The 19,596-nt window shown below is 41.7% G+C and carries 15 protein-coding genes and 1 tRNA gene; 6 read left to right on the top strand and 10 right to left on the bottom strand.

Features of this window, described 5'->3' with window-relative positions; genetic code table 11:
* Positions 1 to 76 precede the first annotated feature (76 nt).
* The 9 genes from rpoB to deoC form a co-directional block, all read right to left on the bottom strand.
* Complete coding sequence (gene rpoB, locus GQR54_RS18405) at positions 77 to 4,102, bottom strand: DNA-directed RNA polymerase subunit beta (protein ID WP_165740515.1); 4,026 nt, start codon at positions 4,100 to 4,102, stop codon at positions 77 to 79.
* 273 nt (positions 4,103 to 4,375) lie between these two features.
* Positions 4,376 to 4,738: a 50S ribosomal protein L7/L12 gene (rplL, locus tag GQR54_RS18400; protein WP_002958882.1), complete on the bottom strand. Its 363-nt coding sequence runs from the start codon at positions 4,736 to 4,738 to the stop codon at positions 4,376 to 4,378.
* A gap of 74 nt (positions 4,739 to 4,812) precedes the next feature.
* Complete coding sequence (rplJ, locus tag GQR54_RS18395; RefSeq protein WP_024610769.1) at positions 4,813 to 5,307, bottom strand: 50S ribosomal protein L10; 495 nt, start codon at positions 5,305 to 5,307, stop codon at positions 4,813 to 4,815.
* 322 nt (positions 5,308 to 5,629) lie between these two features.
* On the bottom strand, positions 5,630 to 6,334 hold the full coding sequence (gene rplA / locus GQR54_RS18390) for a 50S ribosomal protein L1 (RefSeq protein WP_007580124.1): 705 nt from the start codon (positions 6,332 to 6,334) through the stop codon (positions 5,630 to 5,632).
* A 3-nt stretch (positions 6,335 to 6,337) separates the two neighbouring features.
* On the bottom strand, positions 6,338 to 6,766 hold the full coding sequence (gene rplK, locus GQR54_RS18385) for a 50S ribosomal protein L11 (protein ID WP_002958879.1): 429 nt from the start codon (positions 6,764 to 6,766) through the stop codon (positions 6,338 to 6,340).
* A gap of 213 nt (positions 6,767 to 6,979) precedes the next feature.
* Positions 6,980 to 7,543: a transcription termination/antitermination protein NusG gene (gene nusG / locus GQR54_RS18380; protein WP_007580122.1), complete on the bottom strand. Its 564-nt coding sequence runs from the start codon at positions 7,541 to 7,543 to the stop codon at positions 6,980 to 6,982.
* A 4-nt stretch (positions 7,544 to 7,547) separates the two neighbouring features.
* Positions 7,548 to 7,925: a preprotein translocase subunit SecE gene (gene secE, locus GQR54_RS18375; RefSeq protein ID WP_002958877.1), complete on the bottom strand. Its 378-nt coding sequence runs from the start codon at positions 7,923 to 7,925 to the stop codon at positions 7,548 to 7,550.
* A gap of 132 nt (positions 7,926 to 8,057) precedes the next feature.
* A tRNA-Trp gene (locus GQR54_RS18370) sits at positions 8,058 to 8,134 on the bottom strand.
* 148 nt (positions 8,135 to 8,282) lie between these two features.
* Positions 8,283 to 9,026 carry a deoxyribose-phosphate aldolase gene (gene deoC / locus GQR54_RS18365; protein WP_166379493.1) on the bottom strand — a complete coding sequence of 248 codons (744 nt, stop codon included), beginning with the start codon at positions 9,024 to 9,026 and terminating at the stop codon, positions 8,283 to 8,285.
* Positions 9,027 to 9,476: 450 nt separating this feature from the next.
* Between deoC and cysG the strand changes: the two genes are divergently transcribed.
* Genes cysG through cysQ form a run of 6 tightly spaced genes read left to right on the top strand, consistent with a single transcriptional unit; the run spans position 9,477 to position 16,439 of the window.
* Positions 9,477 to 10,904: a siroheme synthase CysG gene (gene cysG / locus GQR54_RS18360; RefSeq protein ID WP_101164434.1), complete on the top strand. Its 1,428-nt coding sequence runs from the start codon at positions 9,477 to 9,479 to the stop codon at positions 10,902 to 10,904.
* 49 nt (positions 10,905 to 10,953) lie between these two features.
* Complete coding sequence (cysD, locus tag GQR54_RS18355) at positions 10,954 to 11,853, top strand: sulfate adenylyltransferase subunit CysD (RefSeq protein ID WP_008133447.1); 900 nt, start codon at positions 10,954 to 10,956, stop codon at positions 11,851 to 11,853.
* Positions 11,853 to 13,277, top strand: a complete 1,425-nt coding sequence (gene cysN, locus GQR54_RS18350) for a sulfate adenylyltransferase subunit CysN (RefSeq protein WP_007580108.1) — start codon at positions 11,853 to 11,855, stop codon at positions 13,275 to 13,277. The genes cysD and cysN overlap by 1 nt, the downstream gene beginning before the upstream one ends.
* A gap of 31 nt (positions 13,278 to 13,308) precedes the next feature.
* The gene (locus GQR54_RS18345; RefSeq protein ID WP_166379491.1) at positions 13,309 to 15,033 is read left to right on the top strand and encodes an SLC13 family permease; all 1,725 of its coding nucleotides are present in this window, start codon (positions 13,309 to 13,311) and stop codon (positions 15,031 to 15,033) included.
* 32 nt (positions 15,034 to 15,065) lie between these two features.
* Complete coding sequence (gene cysC, locus GQR54_RS18340; protein WP_149605738.1) at positions 15,066 to 15,659, top strand: adenylyl-sulfate kinase; 594 nt, start codon at positions 15,066 to 15,068, stop codon at positions 15,657 to 15,659.
* Positions 15,660 to 15,668: 9 nt separating this feature from the next.
* Positions 15,669 to 16,439, top strand: coding sequence for a 3'(2'),5'-bisphosphate nucleotidase CysQ (cysQ, locus tag GQR54_RS18335; RefSeq protein ID WP_166379489.1), 771 nt, complete (start codon positions 15,669 to 15,671; stop codon positions 16,437 to 16,439).
* Positions 16,440 to 16,614: 175 nt separating this feature from the next.
* Here the strand turns inward: cysQ and GQR54_RS18330 are convergent, their stop codons facing one another.
* Complete coding sequence (locus tag GQR54_RS18330; protein WP_166379487.1) at positions 16,615 to 19,374, bottom strand: AAA family ATPase; 2,760 nt, start codon at positions 19,372 to 19,374, stop codon at positions 16,615 to 16,617.
* Between the last annotated feature and the right edge of the window lie 222 nt (positions 19,375 to 19,596).

Genomic DNA, 19,596 nt, shown 5'->3' with positions numbered 1-19,596 from the left:
AGGACGGATAATCTCGTCCCTACATTCTATTCAGCCGTAACAGATGCTGCAGCGTTAACTGCAGCATCTAATTGGCTTAATTTTCTTCCAACTCGATGTTGATACCCAGTGAGCGGATTTCTTTCAACAATACGTTGAACGATTCTGGCATACCTGGTTCCATTTTATGGTTACCATCAACGATGTTTTTATACATCTTAGTACGACCGTTCACGTCATCCGATTTCACTGTTAGCATTTCTTGTAGAGTGTAAGCAGCACCGTAAGCTTCAAGTGCCCATACTTCCATCTCACCAAAACGCTGGCCACCGAACTGTGCTTTACCACCCAGCGGCTGCTGAGTAACAAGGCTGTAAGAACCAGTAGAACGTGCGTGCATCTTATCGTCAACCAAGTGGTTAAGTTTAAGCATGTACATGTAACCAACGGTTACTTGACGTTCAAACTGATCGCCAGTACGGCCATCATAAAGTGTAACCTGACCACTACGAGGATAGCCCGCAAGCTCAAGCATGTCTTTGATTTCGCTTTCTTTCGCGCCATCAAATGCAGGAGTAGCTATTGGTAAACCACCTTTTAAGTTTTCAGCTAGACGACGAATTTCGTCATCAGTGAAGCTAGCAATATCTACAACTTGGCGAGATTCGCCAATTTCGTATGCTTGCTTGATGAAGTCACGTAGCTCATGAAGCTCACGTTGTTCTTTCATCATCTCTTCAATACGTTCACCAATACCACGTGCAGCAAGACCCATATGTGTTTCAAGGATCTGACCGATGTTCATACGTGATGGTACACCTAGTGGATTCAATACGATATCTACCGTACGACCTTTGTCATCGTAAGGCATATCTTCTACTGGTACGATAGTCGAGATAACACCTTTGTTACCATGACGACCCGCCATTTTATCACCCGGTTGGATACGACGTTTAACAGCTAGGTATACTTTAACAATCTTAAGTACGCCTGGTGCTAAGTCATCACCTTGGGTAATTTTACGACGTTTGTTTTCAAACTTCTTATCGTATTCAGCTTTAAGTTCATCGTACTGTGCAGCTAGTTGCTCAAGCTCAGCTTGCTTGTCTTCTTCAGCAAGGCTTTGCGTAAGTACTTTTTCAGCATTTAGAGATGCAAGTTTATCTTCATCAAAACCAGCAGCTATAAGTAGCTTACGTGCACGGTCTAAAACGCCTGCTTCTAAAATACGGAACTCTTCGTTGAAGTCTTTCTTCGCTTCGCGAAGCTGCATGTCTTCAACTTCTAACGCGCGTTTATCTTTTTCAACACCATCACGGGTGAAAACTTGCACGTCAATTACAGTACCAGTTACAGAATTTGGTACACGTAAAGAGCTGTCTTTAACGTCAGACGCTTTTTCGCCGAAGATAGCACGCAGTAGCTTCTCTTCAGGTGTAAGCTGTGTCTCGCCTTTAGGAGTCACTTTACCTACTAGGATATCGCCGCCTTTAACTTCAGCACCAATATATACAACGCCTGATTCATCAAGCTTGCCTAGTGCAGATTCACCCACGTTCGGGATATCTGCTGTGATCTCTTCTGGACCTAATTTAGTATCACGGGCAACACACTGTAGCTCTTGAATATGGATAGTCGTTAGACGATCTTCTTCAACTACGCGCTCTGATAACAAGATTGAATCTTCGAAGTTGTAACCGTTCCATGGCATGAATGCCACGCGAAGGTTTTGACCAAGGGCTAAGTCACCTAAGTCAGTCGAAGGACCATCTGCTAACACGTCACCACGAGTAACCGGTTCGCCAACCATACAAGTTGGTTTTTGGTTAATACATGTATTTTGGTTAGAACGTGTGTATTTGGTTAAGTTGTAGATGTCGATGCCCGCTTCACCAGGGATGCGTTCTTCTTCATGTACATTTACAACGATGCGACTTGCGTCAGCATACATTACTTCACCACCACGTTTAGCAACGATAGTTACACCAGAATCTTTCGCTAGTGTTAACTCAATACCAGTACCTACTAACGGCTTATCCGCTTTCAATGTTGGTACTGCTTGACGTTGCATGTTTGAACCCATCAATGCACGGTTAGCATCATCGTGTTCTAGGAACGGGATAAGTGCTGCCGCTACAGAGATCACCTGTTGTGGTGATACATCCATATACTGCTGGTCCATGCGACCCATAAAGGTAGATTCACCTTTGTGACGACATGGGATAAGTTCATCAACAAACTCATTGGTTTCAGTTAAGTTTGAGTTCGCCTGTGCGATAACAAACTGACCTTCTTCAATGGCTGATAAATAATCAACTTCATCAGTTACAACACCGTCTACCACTTTGCGGTAAGGTGTTTCTAAGAAACCGTAGTCATTTGTACGTGCGTACGTAGACAACGAGTTAATTAGACCGATATTTGGACCCTCAGGAGTCTCGATTGGACATACGCGACCATAGTGAGTTACGTGAACGTCACGTACTTCAAAGCCTGCGCGTTCACGAGTTAGACCGCCCGGACCTAATGCAGAGATACGACGTTTGTGCGTAACTTCTGATAGTGGGTTATTTTGGTCCATAAACTGTGATAACTGAGACGAGCCGAAGAACTCTTTAACAGCTGCCGAAATAGGCTTAGCGTTAATAAGATCTTGTGGCATTATCGCGTCAAGGTCACCTAAGCTTAAACGCTCACGTACAGCACGTTCAACACGTACTAGACCAACACGGAATTGGTTCTCAGCCATTTCGCCAACACTACGTATACGACGGTTGCCTAAGTGATCGATATCATCAACATCGCCTTGACCGTTACGAATAGCAATTAATACTTTCATAACAGACACGATGTCTTCTTTGCTTAATGTGCCAGGGCCTGTGTCTGTATCGTAACCAACACGGCTATTGAACTTCATACGACCTACAGTAGATAAGTCATAACGTTCTTCAGAGAAGAACAAGTTCTGGAATAAGGCTTCAGCCGCGTCTTTCGTCGGTGGCTCGCCTGGGCGCATCATGCGGTAAATTTCTACTAGTGCTTCTAAACGGCTGCTTGCAGAGTCAATGTTTAATGTATTTGACATGTAAGCACCGCTGTCCACTTCATTGATATATAACGTATCAATTTTAGTGTAACCGGCTTTAACCAATTCAGCCATTAGCTCTAGAGTTAGCTCGTCATTTGCATTTGCAATAACTTCACCAGTTGACTCATCAACATAGTTTTTAGCTACAATACGGCCAATGATGTACTCATGTGGTACTTCTAATTGCTTAATGCCTTTCTTCTCGATGCTCTTGATGTGGCGAGCCGTAACACGACGACCGCTTTCAACAAATACTTCACCGTCTTCGCTCTTGATATCAAAAGCGGCAGTTTCACCACGTAAACGCGAAGGTACAAGTTCCATAAGAACTTTACCATTCGTTACTTCAAACGTAGTGTTATCGAAGAACATATCTAGGATTTGTTCGCTAGAATAATCTAGTGCACGTAGGATAATAGACGCCGGTAATTTACGACGGCGGTCAATACGTACATATAAGTTATCTTTTGCATCAAATTCGAAGTCTAACCATGAACCACGGTAAGGTATAACGCGTGCGTTATATAATACTTTACCCGATGAATGGGTTTTACCGCGGTCGTTATCAAAGAATACACCAGGGCTACGGTGTAGCTGAGAAACGATAACACGCTCTGTACCATTGATTACAAAAGTACCGGTATCTGTCATGAGCGGAATTTCGCCCATGTAAACTTCTTGCTCTTTAATGTCTTTAACTGTGCCTGGTGCTTCTTTGTCCATAACAACAAGACGCAGTTTCACGCGAAGTGGAGCAGAATAAGTCACACCGCGAATTTGACATTCTTTTACATCGAAAACTGGCTCACCAATACGGTAACTTACGTATTGAAGCTCAGAATTTCCCGAGTAGCTTTTAATAGGGAACACAGAACGGAAGGCAGCTTCCAAACCATGATCGCCATCAGCGTCCGGCACTAAGAATTTTTTAAACGATTCTAACTGTGTAGACAGTAAAAAAGGTATATCCAAAACTTGTGGACGTTTACCAAAATCCTTACGGATACGTTTCTTTTCAGAATAAGAGTAAGCCATGGGGTTCCTCAGCTTGCTGATCTTTGACCCGACCTGTTCTTGTAAGAACAGACTTAACTGGCAGCTATGCCAAGATTTTACAACATTCAATTGTTGCTCTAATTTAGCTCTCACTTTAACACTAGCAAACTATAAAGCGTTGAAAGTAAAGAAAAAAATCAGATTTTATTTGTGCTAAAAGAGTAGATCACTCTATAGCGCAAAAAGGCCGGTGATTAAATAATCACCAGCCCTTGCCTGATTTCTCAGGCAGCGAACTTAGCAAAAGCTAAATTACTTAACCTCAACTTCAGCACCAGCTTCAGTAAGATCTTTTGCAAGTGCTTCAGCTTCTTCTTTAGATACACCTTCTTTAACAGGTGTAGGAGCAGCTTCAACAAGAGCTTTCGCTTCTTTAAGGCCAAGGCCAGTTGCGCTACGAACAGCTTTGATTGCAGAAACCTTGTTAGCGCCAGCGCCAGTAAGGATTACGTCAAATTCTGTTTTCTCTTCAGCAGCTTCAGCAGCTGGACCAGCTACCATTGCAGCTGCAGCAGTTACGCCGAATTTTTCTTCCATTGCTTCGATAAGAGCAACAACGTCCATTACTGACATTTCAGCAATTGCGTCAAGGATTTGGTCTTTAGATACAGACATTACAAATTTCCTAATAATTAACGGACATTACGTCCAAATAAATTTTACACCGAAAGTGATTAAACAGCTTAAAATTAAGCAGCTTGCTCTTCTTTCTGTAGACGTACTGCTTCAATTGTTTTACACAATTTGCCAGCAGACGCTTCTTTCATAGCACTCATTAAGCGTGCAACAGCTTCATCGTATGTAGGTAATGTAGCAAGCATTGCTGCATCAACAACATTTCCTTCAAAAGCGGCCGTTTTAAGCTCGAATTTCTCATTCTTTTTCGCGAAATCTGAAAAGATACGCGCAGCAGCACCTGGGTGCTCTGATGAGAAAGCAATTAAGCTTGGACCAACAAATGAATCAGAAAGACACTCAAAATCTGTTCCTTCAAGAGCACGTTTTGCTAAAGTGTTACGGACAACTTTCATCCAAACACCATTTGCACGAGCTTCTTTACGAAGGGCAGTAATTGCGCCAACTGTTACACCACGAGAATCTGCAACAACTGCAGATAGAGCACCATTGGCTGCTTCGTTGACTTCAGCAACTATTGCTTTTTTGCCTTGAAGATTTAAAGCCATGGGTGTTACTCCTGGTTTAATGGGGATACCGATTATCGGATTCCCCTGTTCTACTCTTCCCTACCAAACAAGGTAGAGATGCTTTTTACGGCGAGAGCCAGAAGGATTAGGAAAAATCTATCTGGGGTCTACACCGTCTACGTAGGTGAATATTAAGGCCGAAGCCACCTACGGTCTTGGACGGAAGCCCAATTTATCGTTAACCCCGAAGGCTTAACGAAATTATGGACTTCAACCCGAATTCTTTACTTTGCCAATTAATAAATTAATCAACAAAATGGCGCGAAATTATAGTACAAATTTCACGCCATGTAAACACTGATTAAGCTACAGTTGTGCTTAAAGTGTTTTGGTCAACAGAAACGCCTGCGCCCATTGTTGTAGAGATAGTTACTTTCTTCAAGTAAACACCTTTAGCTTGAGAAGGTTTAGCCTTCTTAAGCGCAACAATTAGAGACTCAAGGTTTTGTTGTAATTGCTCTGCAGTGAAATCAACCTTACCAATAGTAGTATGGATGATGCCATTTTTGTCATTACGGTAACGTACTTGACCTGCTTTAGCATTTTTAACTGCTTCTGCAACGTTAGGCGTTACAGTACCAGTTTTAGGGTTTGGCATTAGACCACGTGGGCCTAAGATTTGACCTAGTTGACCAACAACACGCATAGCGTCTGGTGATGCAACAACAACGTCAAAGTTCATCTCGCCTTTTTTAACTAGTTCAGCAAGATCTTCCATGCCTACTAATTCAGCACCGGCTTCTTTTGCAGCTTCTGCATTAGCGCCTTGTGTGAATACAGCAACACGAACGTCACGACCAGTACCGTTAGGTAGTACAGTAGCACCACGAACGTTTTGATCAGATTTACGAGCATCGATACCAAGGTTAACGGCAACGTCAACACTTTCTACGAATTTAGCTGTCGCTAACTCTTTTAAAAGAGCAACTGCTTCATTGATTTCGTAATCTTTAGTTACTTCCACTTTTTCGCGGATAGTACGCATACGTTTAGTTAATTTAGCCATTTCTTAGTCCTCTACGTTCAAGCCCATCGCACGCGCAGAACCTGCGATAGTGCGAACCGCTGCGTCCATATCGGCAGCTGTAAGGTCAGTTCGTTTTGTCTCAACAATTTCTTCAAGTTGAGCACGAGTTACTGTGCCTACTTTATCAGTGTTAGGACGGCCTGAGCCTGACTTGATACCAGCAGCTTTCTTAAGTAAGTAAGCAGCAGGTGGCGTTTTCATGTCGAACGTAAATGAACGGTCACCGTAAACAGAGATCACTACAGGAACTGGAGCGCCTTTTTCGATAGACTCTGTACGTGCGTTAAACGCTTTACAGAATTCCATGATGTTTACACCGTGTTGACCTAGTGCAGGACCTACTGGAGGACTAGGATTAGCCATACCAGCGGCAACTTGTAGCTTGATTAGAGCTTCAACTTTTTTAGCCATTATAAATACCTCATTTGGTGGGTCTCAGCCTTGTGCGCGCGAGGACGCGTACTCTAACGGCTTCCCAGTTTAAAAATTGGTTTCGTACTTTTTGCACAGTAAAAATAAATTTTACCTTAATACAAAAAGGCCGCTGATTATAAGTTAATCAGCGGCCTTTTTCAAGCTTCATGCCAAAATTTAAATAAAAATTAGCGAAGCTTTTTTAATCAATTACTTATCTTGCTCAACTTGACCGAATTCAAGCTCAACTGGCGTAGAACGACCAAAAATAAGTACAGATACTTTTACGCGGCTCTTTTCGTAGTCAACTTCTTCAACTACACCACTGAAATCTGCAAATGGTCCGTCTGTAACGCGAACAACTTCACCTGGTTCAAATAATGTAGCAGGTTTAGGTGCTTCAGCATTTTCTTGAAGGCGATTAAGAATGCGTTCTGCTTCTTTAGGAGTTATTGGAGCAGGACGATCAGACGTTCCACCAATAAAGCCCATTACACGTTCAGTGCTGTTCACTAAGTGCCAGCTTGCGTCATTCATATCCATTTGTACTAATACATAACCTGGAAAGAATTTACGCTCAGATTTACGCTTTTGGCCAGCGCGCATCTCAACAACTTCTTCAGTTGGTACTAGTATCTCACCAAAGCTCGATTCAAGACCTTCGATTTTAATGTGTTCAGTTAACGTTTGAGCTACACGCTTTTCGTAACCAGAAAAGGCTTGTACTACATACCAACGTAACTTAATTTCTTTGTTCTCGTTCTCATCCGACATGGGATCAGATCTCCAATCCAGTTAAAAAGCCTACAGCGCGGAATAAAATGCCATCTAATCCCCAAAGGATAAGTGCCATAATCACTGTTGCAACCATTACAATTAATGTCGTGTGGGTAGTTTCTTGGCGCGTTGGCCAAATAACTTTGCGTACTTCAATTCGAGCTTCTTTAGCGAAAGCAAGAAAGTTACGTCCCTTAAATGTTTGCGAGGCAATTGCTAATCCGGCCGCTATTGCAACAACAACGCCGATAGCACGTAGTAGTACAGATTGATCTGCATACATGTGATTACCAACAACTGCGCCTGCAAGTAGCGCGATTGCTACTAACCACTTTACTGACTCCATCGCACTTGATGGTGTTTCTACATTCGTGCTCATAATATTATTACCTTAACTACAGACACAACAACCCTACACTACGGCAGGGTTAATCCATTAAAATCTAAACTTAAAAACAGACTTAATTTAAACCGGTTTTTAATCTCAGACTACTCAAATAACAAGTAAGACTGGCAGGGGCGGAGAGATTCGAACTCCCAACCATCGGTTTTGGAGACCGCTGTTCTACCAATTGGAACTACGCCCCTGCAAAGTGGATGCCTATTATACTTACGCAGTTCATTAACACAAGCCTAAAAGATACCCACATTGGAAAATCTAATTAATTAATTACATTATTGTTTAAACTGCTAATAATTTAATCGGTTATATAAATGTGCAATCCTAAAATATTGGTTATTTTCCTAAGGTTTTATAAACATCATTCAGTAAGCTTGAAGCACCAAACCTAAATGTATTTTCTTGTAAATAATCATCACCCATTATTGCGCGTGCTAGCGCTAAATAATCACTGGCATCGGCAACAGTTTTAACACCACCGGCAGCTTTAAAGCCCACACGTTTATCCGAGTTTTTAATGGCTGTTAGCATAATTTTTGTTGATTCAAGGGTTGCATTAATGGCCACTTTACCCGTACTGGTTTTTACAAAATCGGCACCACCTTCAATTGCCAATTGAGTAGCCTGCGTTATTAGCGCTTCGGTTTTTAGCTCACCGCTTTCTATTATTACTTTTAGTTGGGCGCGCGACCCACATGCTTTTTTACTTTCGCTTACATAGCTAATTACTGTTTGAACATCGCCCGCTATTAACTTTTTATAAGGAATAACCAAATCAATTTCGTCAGCGCCGCGCTCTATTGCAATAAGTGTTTCGTTAATTACATCACTCAGTGGCGCATCACCCGTTGGAAAGTTAGTGACCGTTGCTACTTTTACGTGGTTAAGCTCACGCGCTGCGAGTGCTATTTTTGCATCATCAACAAAGTCGCTATAAACACATACTGCAGCAGGTGTGCCCAGCGTCGGGTTTATACTATCAACAAGCGCTTGAATGTTTTTGGTTGTATCGCTGGTGTTTAAGCTTGTTAAATCCATCAGTGCGACTGCTAATGCGGCATCTTTTTGGTGTTGTGTCATTAGAGCTCCGTTGCTTATGTAATACCAATTTTATTAAAAACATGATCATTTTAGCGTATTAAATAACTTACTAACTACGTTAAAAATTATTTATATAGAACAACTATGTATCATAATTTTAGCCTTGTTATTGAGCTATTTTCTCGTCGCTATAATAGATCACTAATTTAATGCAATTGGTATAAGTACAAAATTTGATATGCCTCCATATTAACAAATTAAACCAAACTCGCTATAGCTCATAACCAAACACTATAAGCTGTTTATTTTACTTGTAACTCGGCGCAATCCCTTGTTAACTAACTCTTAGGCCTAAAAAGCCCACCCATTATAACTTTTGGTTATATCAACTTGGTTTTAATTATTTTTTACTTATTGATAGCCGCTATATTCTGCTTATCAGAATAAAGCGTTTTCTTATATTTGAATTTGTTTAGGGGTCTTATTAACGTGCAGTATTTACCTATCTTTACCAAACTCGACAACAAACCAGTATTGGTTGTTGGCGGTGGAGAGGTCGCATTACGCAAATGTCGCGCGTTTTTAAAAGCGAGAGCGAGCGTTACTTTAGTAGCGCCTTGGTTTTGCGACGAACTAAAAGAGCATGCGCATAATAATGAAGTAACGCTTATTGATGCTTATTTTGATGAGTCGCATCTCGATGGCAAAATGCTTGTTATTGCAGCAACCGACCGCGATGAAGTAAACAACAACGTATTTGAACTTGCCAATGCCCGCAATGTATTTGTAAACGTAGTTGATGACCAACCTAAATGTACGTTTATATTCCCATCCATTGTTGACCGCGACCCAATTACGATTGCTATATCAAGTGCAGGCACAGCGCCGGTACTTGCACGTCGCTTACGCGAAAAGCTCGAAACCCTTATTCCGCATCATATTGGCCCTCTTGCAACACTTGTCGGTGGCTTTAGAGACAAAGTAAAAAAACGCTTTAAACATTTTTCAGACCGCCGCCAATTTTGGGAAGGCGTGTTCGACTCATCTGTCGTGAGTAAAGTGCAAACCGGTGATACTCAAGCCGCACAGCAGCAATTAGAGCAAATGCTAGATGCAAAAGCAGAACCTGAAGGCGAAGTATATGTAGTAGGTGCAGGCCCAGGCGATCCAGAGCTTTTAACACTTAAAGCACTGCAACTTATGCAACAAGCCGATGTGGTTGTATACGACTTTTTAGTGTCTGACGAAATTATGGAATTAGTGCGTCGTGATGCTGACCTTATTTGTGTAGGCAAACGTTTAGGCGATCATAGTGTTGTTCAAGACGACACCAACCAAATGCTGGTCGACCTTGCTAAACAAGGCAAAAAAGTGTGCCGCATTAAAGGTGGCGACCCGTTTATTTATGGTCGTGGTGGCGAAGAAGTACAAGTACTGGCTGCTAACAACGTAAATTATCAAATTGTACCGGGTATTACAGCCGCTGCAGGTTGTAGTGCGTATGCGGGTATTCCGCTAACGCATCGTGACCATGCACAAGCCATTCAATTTGTAACTGGCCACTGTAAAAAAGACGGCCAAGAACTTGATTGGCAATCGCTAGCAAAAGCAAATCAAACGCTTGCTATTTACATGGGCGTAATTAAATCGCCGCACATACAAAGCGAGCTTTTAAAACATGGCCGCAAAGCCGACACACCTGTTGCCATTATCGAAAACGGTACACGCAAAAATCAGCGTGTAGTAACAGGCCAATTAGGCGAACTTGCCGACTTAATCCAGCGCAACAGCATTATATCGCCTGCGTTACTCATTATTGGTGAAGTAGCCGCCCTGCACTCGCAACTAGCGTGGTTTGGGAAAAACGAACAAACAAGCAGCTTTGCACAGCCGCTAACAGATGTATCAAATACATAACCGAATTTTAAATTTGTAACTTTTAATCATTTTAGTAGGACGACTAACAATGGCTTTAACTCACCTTCAGCAACTTGAAGCTGAAAGTATCAAAATCATGCGCGAAGTCGCCGCTGAGTTTGAGAACCCAGTAATGCTTTACTCTATTGGTAAAGATTCGTCGGTACTTTTGCACTTAGCGCGTAAAGCATTTTACCCTGCAAAAATTCCGTTTCCGTTATTGCACGTAGACACCAATTGGAAGTTTCGTGAAATGATTGAGTTTCGCGACCGTATAGCTAAAGAATACGGTTTTGACCTACTGGTACATAAAAATCCAGAAGGCATTGAAATGGGTGTAGGCCCGTTTACGCATGGCTCAGGTAAACATACCGACATAATGAAAACCCAAGGCTTAAAGCAAGCACTTAACAAATATGGTTTTGATGCTGCATTTGGTGGCGCACGCCGCGACGAAGAAAAATCACGCGCAAAAGAGCGTGTTTATTCGTTCCGCGACAAACACCACCGTTGGGACCCTAAAAACCAACGTCCTGAGCTTTGGAACACTTATAACAGCCAAGTTAATCCGGGCGAAAGCATTCGTGTTTTCCCGTTATCTAACTGGACTGAGCTTGATATTTGGCAATACATTTATCAAGAAAACATCGACATGGTGCCGCTTTACCTAGCAAAAGAGCGCCCTGTTGTTGATCGCGATGGCACCCTAATTATGGTTGACGATGAGCGTATGCCACTTAATGAGGGTGAAGTACCGCAAATGAAATCTGTACGTTTTCGTACATTAGGCTGCTACCCACTTACCGGTGCAGTTGAGTCAACAGCAAGTACTTTAACCGAAATCATCGAAGAAATGCTGCTATCTACGTCATCTGAACGTGAAGGTCGTGTTATTGACCATGATTCAGCAGGCTCAATGGAGAAGAAAAAACGTGAGGGGTATTTTTAATGTCTAGCCAAAATAACGATACATTTAACGAAGTAAAAGAAATAGGCATAGACGCCTACCTAGCGCGCCAACAAGACAAAAGCTTATTGCGTATGCTTACCTGTGGCAGCGTAGATGACGGTAAATCAACATTGATTGGCCGCCTACTGCACGACAGCCACCAAATTTATGAAGATCAGCTAGCAGCCCTTCATAAAGATAACGAAAAAGTAGGTAATGCAGGTGAAGATCTTGACCTTGCATTATTAGTTGATGGCCTACAAGCTGAGCGCGAGCAAGGCATTACCATTGACGTAGCGTACCGTTACTTTTCAACGGCTAAGCGTAAATTTATTATTGCCGACACACCTGGTCACGAGCAATACACACGCAACATGGTAACGGGTGCATCAACAAGTGATGTCGCCATTATTTTGGTTGATGCGCGTTACGGCGTGCAAGTACAAACCAAGCGCCACAGCTTTATTTGTGACTCGCTTGGCATTAAGCAGTTTGTTGTTGCCGTTAATAAAATGGATATCGTTGATTTTGACGAAACTGTGTATGAAAAAATCAAAGCCGATTATCTTAAATTTGCTGAGCAACTTAACGTATCAAACATTAAGTTTGTGCCTATGTCGGCGCTTAAAGGCGACAACGTAGTAACTCGCTCTGCTCATACACCGTATTACACTGACAAGCCGCTACTTGAATTACTAGAAGATTCGCCAGCAGCCGAAACAGATACAGGCTTTGAAGCGCGCCTACCAGTGCAATATGTAGTGCGTCCTAACTTAAACTTCCGTGGTTTTCAGGGCACACTTACATCGGGCAAGATACACGTAGGCGATGCTATAAAAGTATTACCGTCGGGTAAAACATCAAGCATTAAAGAAATTGTTACCTTTGATGGCAACCTAGACAGCGCAGAAGCAGGCCAAGCAATTACCGTTACCCTAAATAACGAAATTGATATTAGCCGAGGCGACGTAATAGTACCTGCAAATTCAACGGCTGTTGTTACTAACCAGCTGCAAGCTAAAATTGTGTGGATGCATGAGTCGCCATTAGTATTAGGTAAAAGCTATAACCTAAAGCTAGGCAGCAAAAACACTTCAGCTATTGTTACAAAAATTGATTACACAATTGATGTGAACACGCTTGAGCACGGCACTAGCGACTCACTGCAGTTAAACGAAATTGCGATTGTAACGCTTGAACTAACCGAAACTATTTTGGCAGACGAGTACCACAGCAATCATGAAACAGGCTCGTTTATCCTAATCGATCGCTTATCAAACCTAACGGTTGCTGCGGGCATGATTGAACAAGTACTGCAAAGCCAAGCACAGCAAAGTAACTTTAGCGAATTTGAAGTTGAATTTAACAGCTTAGTACGCAAGCACTTTCCGCATTGGCAAGCGCTTGATATTTCTAAGTTATAAGTTAACTTTAGCCTGTTAGGAATTTAAAAGCATGGTAGAACAGCTCGTTTTAACAGGCATTATGCTTACCTTAGTCGGGTGCCTTTTTGGCACCCGTATTAATCCAGCATGGTTATTTGTAAGCGCAATTGGCACCAGCTACTTAGCAGGGCTAATCGATCTTGAAAGCATGTTAATTAATTATGCTAACCCGTCGCTTATCACCTTAGTACTATTGGTGTTAGTGTCGACCGCAATAGAAAAAACCACCCTAATTCAAAAGTTAGCGCAATCGCTATCTAAAGGTAGTTTAGTAAAATCGGTAACGAAATTGGGGTTATCAACCGCCTTTTTATCGTCGTTTACCAACAATACCGCCGTTGTTGCATCGCTTATTACCGCGATAAAAGACAACCCTAATCACTCCCCTTCAAAGCTATTATTACCGCTGTCGTACACTGCTATTTTGGGCGGCACTATTACGCTTATTGGTACATCAACCAACTTAATCGTCAATGGCTTTGCAGTAGATGCGGGCATGGAACCGCTGGGCTTTTTTGACTTTACCTTAGTGGGTTTAGGCGCGCTAAGCGTAGGCCTAATTACCATTTTAGTGATGCTTAAATACTTACCCGACAACGGTAAAAGCGACCAAGAAGTCGTTCCTTTTTACCTAGAAGGCAAAGTACAAACAAACTCAAAGTTAATAGGCCAAACCGTTGAAGAAAACGGCCTGCGTGATTTAAAAGACTTATTCCTTGCTGAAATTATTCGCGATGGCAGCCGCATATGCGCAGTCACCCCGCAGCAAATTATTCAAAAAGATGACGTGCTGCTTTTTGTAGGTGACATAAAATCGGTGCCATTACTTACCCGTTTCGACGGCCTAAAAGTAGTACACGAAAATCATCAAAAAGACATAGAACACTTAGTAGAAGTAGTCGTAAGTCAGTCTTCAAAATTTATTGGCAAAACCGTAAAAGAAGCCCGCTTTAGAGAGCAATTTCATGCTGCTGTTATTGCCATTCGCCGTGGGCACGACCGCTTACAAGGCGGCCTTGGGCAAGTGCAATTACAAGCTGGCGACTCGCTTATACTTGCCCCAGGCAAAAACTTTTACACCTTGCCTAATTTAAAGCGCGAATTTGTGTATATTTCAGGGTTTGACTTACAAGCCCACCTTGCACCTAAACAATCAAACATTGTGCTACTAAGCTTTGCCGCAGTACTGGGTTTAAGCATTATTGGCATAGTGCCGCTGGTTAAAGGCTTATTAGTATTACTGATTGGCTTAATGCTCAGTGGCACCATAAAACTTAACGAAGTAAAACGCCGTTTTCCTATCGAGTTATTAGTGGTAGTAGGCAGCGCCATTGGCCTTGCCAAGTTAATGATAGGCACCGGACTTGCCGGGCAAATATCCGACGCCATGTTTATGGTACTTGGCGACTTTGGTCCTTACGGCGCATTTATTGCCATATTTTTAATGACCGTATTATTTACCGAGCTTATTACTAATAACGCAGCAGCTGCCTTGTCGTTCCCTGTTGCTTACTCGCTCGCGGTTGGTTTTAATGTAGACCCGCTACCATTTATTATGGCGGTTGCCTTTGGCGCATCAGCCAGCTTTATATCGCCATTTGGGTATCAAACTAATCTAATGGTTTATAGCGCGGGTAACTATCGCTTAAAAGATTACATAGTGATGGGCTTACCCCTTTCTATTATTTATTCAATCACGGTATTAACCTTGATCCCGCTGGTATTTCCGTTTTAATACCTGCGCTCACAGCATAAGAGACTCTCACTATGGATGAAAATATAGTTTGGCATAACTACGCAACTACAAAAGCACAGCGTAGTGAGCAAAAAAAACATAAGCCCGCTATTTTATGGTTTACCGGCTTTTCAGGCTCTGGTAAAAGCACCGTAGCAAACGCACTAGAAGCGGCGCTTAATCAACAAGGTACGCACACTTACCTACTCGATGGCGACAACGTACGCCACGGTTTATGCAAAGACCTAGGCTTTAGCGACGAAGACCGCATTGAAAACATACGCCGCGTAGGCGAAACCGCAAAACTAATGACCGACGCCGGCTTGTTAGTACTTACTGCGTTTATATCGCCCTTTAGAGCGGAGCGCGACATGGTGCGTAACTTAGTAGATGACGGCGAGTTTATTGAAGTATTTATCGATACCCCACTGGATGTATGCGAAAGCCGCGATCCAAAAGGCTTATACAAAAAAGCCCGCGCTGGAGAGATAAAACACTTCACTGGTATCGATTCAAGCTACGAAGTGCCAAACAATCCAGAAATAATTTTAGATACAAGTAAAAACACCCTAGACCAATCGGTTACACAACTGATAACGTATCTAAAACAAAAGCACATAATATAGGTTAACCCCATGAATCAAACCGAACTGCTAGAAGAAACCCTCATCCTTGCCCGCAAAGCAGGCCAAGCGATAATGGGAATTTACGAAAAGGACTTTAACGTTGAGTACAAAGCCGATGAAAGCCCCGTAACCGACGCCGATTTAGCAGCTCATAAACTGATTGTGGCAGGGCTTCAACAGCTCACACCCGACATTCCAATACTCAGTGAAGAAAACGCCGACATAAGCTGGGATGTACGCCAAACGTGGAAAAGCTACTGGTTAGTTGACCCAATCGACGGCACTAAAGAATTTATTAAAAAGAACGGTGAATTTACCGTAAACATCGCCCTAATTAAAAACGGCACTCCTATTTTAGCCGTAGTAGATGCACCTGCCCTTGGCGTATCGTACTTAGCCGCCGAAGCCATTGGCTCATTTAAAGATAAAGGCGATGAGCGAATTGAGCTTAAAGTAACAACTAAACCTAACAAAGGGTTAATTCGTGTTGTAGGCAGCCGCTCGCACCCATCACCCGATTTAGCCGAATTTGTAAAACGCTTTGATGAGGTTGAAATGGTGTCAAAAGGCAGCTCACTAAAGCTGTGTTTAGTAGCTGAGGGCAGCGCCGATATTTACCCGCGCTTAGGTCCAACGTGTGAATGGGATACGGGTGCTGGCCATGCAATCGCCGAAATAGCCGGTGCTAAAGTCACTAAGCTTGATGGCAGCCCGCTTATTTATAACACCAAAGATGAATACTTAAATCCGTATTTTGTAGTGAGTGCGGTTGAAGAGTAAGAGCCTAGAGCTGTTAACGGTTAATTCAAAAGCAGCTCAGCGTTAAGTTATTTGTAGGTCGGGATTTATCCCGTCATTTTGTCGGGCTAAAGCCAGACCTACAAAAGAGCTGCGCCGTGACTACAACTCTGTATTCCGTGGGGATGGCTTTAGCCATGGAGATCATGCGCGTGCTTTATTTGAATATATCTTTTATTTCTTTATTCAACCTCTCAGCATTATCAAATTCAATACCTGCATCTACCGATATTGCTAACGATTTATTGGAATCAATGCCCAATAAGACATTTAGTTTCTGGTCTGCTACCCTAATATTAGATATGTCAAACTCAAAGCATTTATTAGCACAATCATAATCTCTCCCCCCTTCCTTTGTCGCAGAAATTAAAAACAGGCAGAAAAACATGTGGGCTTTTTCATTTTCAACCTTATTTAGTTCCCTAAAAAATATCATTATATTCTCTGGTTCGGAGATTTTATGCAAATTCAGTTCATCGTTGATCAACGCAATAAATATATACTGATCTTCACTCATTTTTATTGAGTTATCGTTTTTAAACTTATTAAAGAAAAAATCGATAACCCCAAATAAAGCTTTCACTGATAAGCTCTCTGAAACCAACCAAGCTATCGCAGATTCAATATCACACTGACGACTAAAATTTTTGAAGTTCTTTTCTCTTTCAAGCTTACTACTTTCAAAAAATTTAACGAATTCTATATCTTTATAATTACCACAATGAGGAATAAAGAAAAAACGCTCAACACCTATGCGGTACTCATCATCTAATTCAAACCATTTATCTAAAAACTCTAGAATACCAACCGACTCTCTTAGCTCAACTACCTTTGCAATTAAAATTTGATCACTTAATTCTGTAGCATAGAGTTTTTCCTTTCTTGATAAATCCTCTCGTTGAATTCGATCTAAATAATTTACAGCGTTATTTGTACAGCCAACGGATTGCAAGTAGTTGAATTTTGGATTAACTGTGGCATTTGCTTCGTCACTCTTACCCCAGTCAATACTCAGCATATGCCCTACATATTGCTTTAGTTGTTCATCTTGAACACCATCATTACTTTTGCAAATTTCTATTATTTTTAACTTAAGACTTTCGGGATCAGACCATCTATGTAGTAGTTGATTGCCTTTCGTCGCTAACTTTTGATACCTGGAATACTGAACGGGGTAAACTTCTCTAAAAGCGACCACCATCATCAATGAAATAAAATTAACTTCCCCCATCAATTTTTTAGGTTGCCAAGCTTGATCCACTCTACGTAAAACTTTTTTTAGAACCCGAAATGAGTTTATATGGCTAGCAATATGGCTAGTAGATATCTCGAGCTTTTTTAATTCGGATGATAAGCTGTCACGCTGCCCCTTGCATTGTTCATCTAGCTTTACCAATCCCCGGTAACCAATTATTTTATAACTTTCAATTTTTCTATATTTATTAGGCTTTAACGCATTCTCCAGGCAGAGCTTAGTATATTGATTTAGATAATCAAAGCAGTCCAAAGTAGCAATATCTTCTTTATAATCAGTCGCTTTTGAGATCACTTCGATGGCAACATCATTCTCATTACCCATTGCGATAATAAAGTTGATATGACTTAAGTTTCTATTTTTCAATCTATCTAGTAGCGCAGCTATACCATTTAAGCGCTTTTCGCTTTCATCGCCGGTTCCGCGATCTACGTCTTGCAGGGTGATCAATAATTTATGATTGGTTTCCTCTAATACTGCATTGAGCTTTTTAAAGCTTTCTTCGATATCAACAGGGCCTGCGAGCAAGGTAGATACAAACTGAAATGCACTACCACCTGATTTTAGGGCTTCGGTATAGTGTTTAGGAAGCGCACGGAAAGCACACATATCAATATGCTGGCTTATATCATCAATAATGTTACTGAGCACCACATGAGCAACACTGCCGCTGGCTGCTCCCCATGTTGATATATCACTGTGTATCCAATTAATCTTGTTTTGTTGTTTTACTGTTAGCTTTTCTTTATCAGATGACTCCAATTTTACCTGTTTAGGCTTTTTAAGCTCGCTTGCTATTGCTGCAACAATGCTACTTTTTCCGCAACCGTATGGTCCACATAGCGCTATGTGCTGCGCCAAGTCTTCTTCATAATCATCACCTCCGTTACGCAGTCGCTCGGTGATACGCTTTGCATACACCTGTAGGTCGGGCTCTAACTTTTTTTTACTTTTAATAGTTGAGTCATCTTTGAACCACTCTCTGAAATCATCTAGATCCTTAAAATCATCACCTGAATTAACTCCAACAGAGTTGCTTTCGTTGTGCGTTTTTTTTACTTCGCTGTTAGCGAGCAATCTTAAAATAACCGCAAAACAGTACAATAGGATAAATGTAATGATAATCGACCATGGTGTATGGTAATAACCTGATGCAAGCAAGAGTGTTACTAAAATAGTGAATAAGATGAACCACGACTTGCCGCCCAACTTTTTGGCTTTCTCTTTGGTCTCTTGAAACACAACAAATAATGCAGATGAAAATAGGGTGATGTGCAAATACTTCAAACTAGAAAAAAGTAGATCATCGTCAAGAAAATACGTTCTATATACCGCATTCACAAAAAGATAAACAAGTAAGGCTGCTACTGATAACCACACTGCAATTGTCACCGGCGGGTATCGCCAGCTAAACACAATACTGCGTTTAGGATGCGATATATAAAACTTATCAAGCAGGAGCTTTATGCCAATACCCGCTAAAAATGCGCTGCTGTAATGCAAAACCGGATTCGCATTTAAAATAGCGCTCCAACTTGAATATGCCTTTTGTACAAGACCGATTTTGCTTAAAAATACAGTAATTGTTGCGGCGGTAATTGCGCACAATAAAAGAGAAAGCCAGCGTCTGGCTGTAATGGGGAGAGTTTTAACTTGCGACAACTTAATATCCTTATCAATACGTTACCTAACCAGTGTATATCAATTGAACATTATTGAATAAGCAAGTTTAAGAAATAAAGTCGCCTCTTGGCTTTACCGCTCGAATGACGCTATGGCTTGTTGGGTTTCGCTTCGCTCTACCCAACCTTGTATCTCTTCTTGATGAGTGTTTAGCTAGCACTTGTCACATCGGGAAGACAGTGAGCTCGTACCCAACCAGAG

The sequence above is a fragment of the Pseudoalteromonas sp. Z9A4 genome (genome assembly GCF_011378845.1).
Taxonomy (GTDB): domain Bacteria; phylum Pseudomonadota; class Gammaproteobacteria; order Enterobacterales; family Alteromonadaceae; genus Pseudoalteromonas; species Pseudoalteromonas arctica.
Note: the sequence above shows the minus strand (reverse complement) of the source record. Positions and strands in the feature narration are given on the sequence as shown.

Bases quoted from the DNA above. Each gene is read 5' to 3' on its own strand.
- cysD (WP_008133447.1), top strand. From the start codon at position 10,954: ATGGCTTTAACTCACCTTCAGCAACTTGAAGCTGAAAGTATCAAAATC.
- rpoB (WP_165740515.1), bottom strand. From the start codon at position 4,102: ATGGCTTACTCTTATTCTGAAAAGAAACGTATCCGTAAGGATTTTGGT.
- rplL (WP_002958882.1), bottom strand. From the start codon at position 4,738: ATGTCTGTATCTAAAGACCAAATCCTTGACGCAATTGCTGAAATGTCA.
- cysC (WP_149605738.1), top strand. From the start codon at position 15,066: ATGGATGAAAATATAGTTTGGCATAACTACGCAACTACAAAAGCACAG.
- rplK (WP_002958879.1), bottom strand. From the start codon at position 6,766: ATGGCTAAAAAAGTTGAAGCTCTAATCAAGCTACAAGTTGCCGCTGGT.
- secE (WP_002958877.1), bottom strand. From the start codon at position 7,925: ATGAGCACGAATGTAGAAACACCATCAAGTGCGATGGAGTCAGTAAAG.
- deoC (WP_166379493.1), bottom strand. From the start codon at position 9,026: ATGACACAACACCAAAAAGATGCCGCATTAGCAGTCGCACTGATGGAT.
- rplJ (WP_024610769.1), bottom strand. From the start codon at position 5,307: ATGGCTTTAAATCTTCAAGGCAAAAAAGCAATAGTTGCTGAAGTCAAC.
- nusG (WP_007580122.1), bottom strand. From the start codon at position 7,543: ATGTCGGATGAGAACGAGAACAAAGAAATTAAGTTACGTTGGTATGTA.
- cysQ (WP_166379489.1), top strand. From the start codon at position 15,669: ATGAATCAAACCGAACTGCTAGAAGAAACCCTCATCCTTGCCCGCAAA.
- GQR54_RS18345 (WP_166379491.1), top strand. From the start codon at position 13,309: ATGGTAGAACAGCTCGTTTTAACAGGCATTATGCTTACCTTAGTCGGG.
- rplA (WP_007580124.1), bottom strand. From the start codon at position 6,334: ATGGCTAAATTAACTAAACGTATGCGTACTATCCGCGAAAAAGTGGAA.
- cysN (WP_007580108.1), top strand. From the start codon at position 11,853: ATGTCTAGCCAAAATAACGATACATTTAACGAAGTAAAAGAAATAGGC.